Source organism: Desulfobulbaceae bacterium (assembly GCA_013792005.1).
Classification (GTDB): domain Bacteria; phylum Desulfobacterota; class Desulfobulbia; order Desulfobulbales; family VMSU01; genus VMSU01.
Window position 1 is genome coordinate 1 of sequence record VMSU01000079.1, and the last position, 4,518, is coordinate 4,518.

The 4,518-nt window shown below is 48.7% G+C and carries 7 protein-coding genes; 1 reads left to right on the forward strand and 6 read right to left on the reverse strand.

Features of this window, described 5'->3' with window-relative positions; all coding sequences use genetic code 11:
* A partial coding sequence (locus FP815_04170) for a phosphatase PAP2 family protein (protein MBA3014132.1) occupies positions 1 to 471 on the reverse strand: 471 nt, incomplete at its 3' end.
* 133 nt (positions 472 to 604) lie between these two features.
* The gene (locus tag FP815_04175) at positions 605 to 850 is read right to left on the reverse strand and encodes a DUF1232 domain-containing protein (GenBank protein MBA3014133.1); all 246 of its coding nucleotides are present in this window, start codon (positions 848 to 850) and stop codon (positions 605 to 607) included.
* A 108-nt stretch (positions 851 to 958) separates the two neighbouring features.
* Between FP815_04175 and FP815_04180 the strand changes: the two genes are divergently transcribed.
* Entirely contained in the window at positions 959 to 1,948 is a 990-nt protein-coding gene (locus FP815_04180; protein MBA3014134.1) for a 4Fe-4S binding protein, read from the forward strand.
* A gap of 89 nt (positions 1,949 to 2,037) precedes the next feature.
* Here FP815_04180 and FP815_04185 read toward each other — a convergent pair whose 3' ends face one another.
* The 4 genes from FP815_04185 to FP815_04200 form a co-directional block, all read right to left on the reverse strand.
* Entirely contained in the window at positions 2,038 to 2,340 is a 303-nt protein-coding gene (locus tag FP815_04185; GenBank protein ID MBA3014135.1) for a DUF167 domain-containing protein, read from the reverse strand.
* Between the two features lie 33 nt (positions 2,341 to 2,373).
* Complete coding sequence (locus FP815_04190; GenBank protein MBA3014136.1) at positions 2,374 to 3,138, reverse strand: DivIVA domain-containing protein; 765 nt, start codon at positions 3,136 to 3,138, stop codon at positions 2,374 to 2,376.
* 143 nt (positions 3,139 to 3,281) lie between these two features.
* Positions 3,282 to 3,581 (reverse strand): YggT family protein, encoded by a 300-nt coding sequence (locus FP815_04195; GenBank protein MBA3014137.1) that lies wholly within the window; start codon positions 3,579 to 3,581, stop codon positions 3,282 to 3,284.
* 34 nt (positions 3,582 to 3,615) lie between these two features.
* The gene (locus tag FP815_04200) at positions 3,616 to 4,386 is read right to left on the reverse strand and encodes a MinD/ParA family protein (protein ID MBA3014138.1); all 771 of its coding nucleotides are present in this window, start codon (positions 4,384 to 4,386) and stop codon (positions 3,616 to 3,618) included.
* Positions 4,387 to 4,518 lie beyond the last annotated feature (132 nt).

The window sequence follows — 4,518 nt, forward strand, 5'->3', positions numbered from 1 at the left end:
ATAAGGAAGGAGCGCGTGAACTACGGCAACGAGAATAATAGCCAGGGCGCAACCTGCTACCACATCAGACAGATAATGGACCTGCAGGTAGACCCGCGACCAACCGACACAGACAATGATCAGCCCACAGACAATGGCACAGATCACAGCCCATGCCGATGGCAGCAAGCGGACAGCAACAATAGTAACAACCAAAAAGAAGGCTGTAGCCTGGGCAGTATGGGCGCTGGGAAACGACCAGTCTGAAGGCATCGGAACCAAAAGATCGGGGGAGTCCGGCCTTGGTCTGCGAAAGATTAACTTGATCACATGGGCCACAATCACTGTCACCAAAAGACTCGACCCCAACCACAACGCTTCACGTACCTTCCCTGCCCTGAGCAGAACAATCGAGAAGATCGCAAGCAGAGGCAGGAGCAAATACAGTGAGCCAAGCCAGGTAATGATGGTAAAAAAAGAAGCACAAAACATCTAATCGTCCAGGGCTGAAGTAAGTGGAACAGATAGAGAAAGTAGTCAAAAAAACAAGCCCACCACTATCAAAGCCCCCCTGCAATCGCAAGATGCAGGCTTTTCGAAAGGACTTATCTCATCAACACTCAACTCAACTTTTTCTCTCAAAGATATCAAACAAATTGATGCCAAAATAACGCAAGCAATTTAAGAGTAACACCATAGCTGTTGCTTCATCCATATTACCAACAAAAGGAATATTGTCGGGAATCAACTCAAGAAATCCTGAGCCAAAATTAAAAAGGTACATTAAAGACAAGATCCCTGTTATCAAAACGACGATGTTTTTCATGTGAAATTCTGTAAAATCTAGGCTATCCGCCAGTTGAAGTGCCAAACTTTTATTCCTGATTTATAGTTCCAGCACCCTATTCATGACTAACAGTCACTGACTCACTCATAATCCTGTACCACGTAAACCTCTGCTTCTGACAACTTCAAAAATATGACTCGAAGACAACTTCCTCTTTTCCGCCAAGCAATTCAAGCATCCTTCACCATTTTCTGCCTATACAGCGGCTGGAAACTCTATCAATTCTATCAATGGGCCAAAGGCTCCTCCACCATATATGTCGCGAGACCTCCCTCCGTGGAAGGGTTCCTGCCAATCAGCGGTCTGGTTTCTCTTAAACGCCTGGCGCTGACCGGTGAGTATGACCCAATCCATCCCGCAGGACTCACTCTCTTTCTTGCGGCACTGACCTTATCCCTGCTGCTCAGAAAAGGATTTTGCGGATGGATCTGCCCGGTAGGTTTTGTTTCCAACCTGGCCGAAACAACAGGACGCCGGTTTAAACTTGGCATCAAGATGCCCATATGGCTTGACATCCCTCTCCTGTCACTCAAATACCTGCTCCTTGGCTTCTTTGGCTACCTGATCCTCTGGAAGATGAATATCCAAGCAATCGAGGGGTTTATGCGATCACCCTACAACATGATCGTCGACATCAAAATGCTCTATTTCTTCCTCGCCCCAAGCCGTTTGGCCGGCGGGATCATGCTCGGCCTACTGATCCTCTCATTCTTCCTCCGCAACCCTTGGTGCCGCTATTTCTGCCCTTATGGCGCCCTGCTCGGTTTACTAGCCCTTGCCAGTCCCTTTCAAGTCAAACGAGATGAAGCAACCTGCATTGATTGCAAGAAATGCGAACGAAATTGCCCGGCAGCGATCCCACTTACCAATAAAACTACGATGCGCAGCCCTGAGTGCATCGGCTGCCTTGAATGCGTGGCCGTCTGCCCGCCCAAGGACTGTCTCGATGTGAAAATAATCGAGCGACAGACACCACCCTATCTGCTTCCTGCCCTGGTTATGGCCTTATTTCTCGGATTCTGGCTGACCGCCTTAATTACAGGACACTGGCACAGCCAACTCCCCATCGAGGTTATCAAAAAATATTACGAGATGGGAGTCAATATCAGCCACCCACGATAATATGGGGTCCACGGCATAAGAAGGGGGAAACACAAGGAGGGGGATAACGACGAGACACCAGCACCGGCTATTCAGGAGAAATTCTCCATTCAAATCCCAGCCCCAGCAATAATTTCCAAAGCGTCAGGCAGAGTAACTCCCACCACCCGGAACCGTTTGTGCTTACTCTGGGAACCGCTGACCAACGAAACAGACGACTTAGACACCCGAAACATCTTGGCCATAACTTCGGCAATCAAGGCATTAGCCTTTCCCTCAACCGGAGGTACCGTAACCCTGAACTTAAGAGCCCCGTCATGGACCCCGGCAAAGGCATTTCTCGCTGCCCGGGGTTGAGCATGAACCCGCACCAAGATCCCGCCATCTCCATCAGCCTCCACACAACCATCCACGATTAAGGCTGGTAGCACAGGGCGAAAATCCTACTACCGCCTACGCCGCCCAACCTCAACATCCAGAGGGTCATCCAGAGTAAACATGACATCATCGTCCATATCCGGAATAGTAACACTCGGCCCCTCGTCCTCAAGATCAAGCCCGCCGATGGCAGGGCCAGAAAGCCGCGAAGCAGTCCGATCATCCTCATCAGACTCTAAATCTGCCTCAGCCTGTGACAACCAAGAGTCCTCGACATCTTCTACCGTAATCTTTTCATAGAGTGGCGGCTCGGCTTCCTGCTTCCGAGCAGGAACAGGCTGCTTAACTTCAACAGTCGGAGACGGCTGAGCAGCTCCCGACGACACAGAGATGACCTGGCTTTCCAACTGAGTGAGGTAATCATTGAGCACCCCGCGCAGATCAGTAATAAGCCGAGACTCCATCCCTTTAAGCTGATCAACCTTTGACTCAAGAGCCGCGATCTCACGGTTTGCCTCATCTTTCAATTGAGTAACTTCAGCATGGGCCTGCGTTAACATCCGATTAGCATCGTTACGGCTCTTTTTCTTCATTTCATCGGCCACCTTCTGGGCCGACAAGATGGCATTCTTGAATGAACTCTCATCCTGCTTGAAAACTTCCAGATCCTGAGTCATAGACTCAATCTTGGTCTTCAGTGTCCGGTTTTCTTCATTCAACATCAAAAAATTCTCAGCAACCTGCTCCAAAAACCCATCAACCTCTTCAACATCAAAGCCGCGAAAACGAACATGAAATTGTTTGGACTGAATATCTTCCGGTGTCAGTGTCATAATTAAACTCCTTCCTTGGTAACGAATATCAATTAAACAGCTCTTGTGAATGGCTCAAGCTCAGAACTGACGCCCCATCTTCACCTATGAACTGAAATGTTAGTGATTATTAGGTCCAGAACTCCCTTATGTGCTCCCTACCATCATCCGAAACCTACCGCCATATGTTTTAAAGTGGGAACCAAAAAACTCTGCAAAAAAATTATCGCCAAGATCAAAACCATCGGCGACAAATCAATACCCCCAGCCACCACCGGCACCACCCGCCGGATTCGGGAAAGAAGAGGATCTGTCACATCATAGAGGAATCGAACGATAGGATTATAGGGATCTGCATTAACCCAGGAGATAATGGCCCTCCCGATGATCACCCACATATATGCAGACAGGACAAAATCAATCAGGGTGGCCAAAGCATTAAGAAAATTTGAAATTACGAACATAAGCGGCTCATTGTAGGGTTAGTGTTAAGAAAATTTAAAAACAAGAAACAATTCGCTGGGTGAGTGCCTGCACCGCCTTGCTGGCTCTCGCCTCAGGAGCACCCATCAGAAAGGGGGTTTGAGCACGAATAGCCTTAGATACCGCCGAATCGGAAGGGATAACGCCCAAGAGTTCAGGGTCAATCTTTAAGAAATTTTTCAGGACTGCGGCCATGCTCTTGAAGACCTCATCCCCCTCTTTCTGGCTCTTGACATTATTAATGATCAGATGGAATTGTCGCCTCTCATAATGGGTGGCCATAATTTTCATCAAGGCATACGCATCGGTCATTGAGGTCGGATCAGGTGCCAGAACAACAGCATTATGATCGGCCCACCGATTGAACCACAAAACCGACTCCCCGATACCGGCAGCGCAATCAATCAAGACATAATCAAAATCATCGATGATCTGCTCTAGGGCGTTAGTAAGAAAAGTTTGTTCCTCTGAGGAGAGGCTGGCCATTTCCGGCACACCGGAACTGGCCGGCAAAACAAAAAATCCGGGGGAAATCTCCACCAGAATTCTGTTCACCGACACACCTTCCTCAACCGTTTCACGTAAGGTGTGTTTGACAGACAGTCCGAGGACGATATCAACATTGGCCAACCCGAGATCACCATCCACCACCAGCACCCGTTTCCCGGCCTTGGACAGAGCCACGGCCACATTCACCGTGATCGACGTCTTTCCTACCCCACCCTTGCCACTGCTCACACAGATGATCTGCGGGGTTATTCCACTATGCTTGGTTACCATCTTCATTACCTTTGGTGGATCTTAACAATACCGACTCTGGATCCCGTGTCTTATTCGAGCAACTTGTTTCATCCATTGCCTCGAAAGGGCTAACCCTGCAAAGCTGGATAAGTCCCTGGTGGTTATTTTTCCTTACCG

Bases quoted from the DNA above. Each gene is read 5' to 3' on its own strand.
- FP815_04180 (MBA3014134.1), top strand. From the start codon at position 959: ATGACTCGAAGACAACTTCCTCTTTTCCGCCAAGCAATTCAAGCATCC.
- FP815_04190 (MBA3014136.1), bottom strand. From the start codon at position 3,138: ATGACACTGACACCGGAAGATATTCAGTCCAAACAATTTCATGTTCGT.
- FP815_04195 (MBA3014137.1), bottom strand. From the start codon at position 3,581: ATGTTCGTAATTTCAAATTTTCTTAATGCTTTGGCCACCCTGATTGAT.
- FP815_04200 (MBA3014138.1), bottom strand. From the start codon at position 4,386: ATGAAGATGGTAACCAAGCATAGTGGAATAACCCCGCAGATCATCTGT.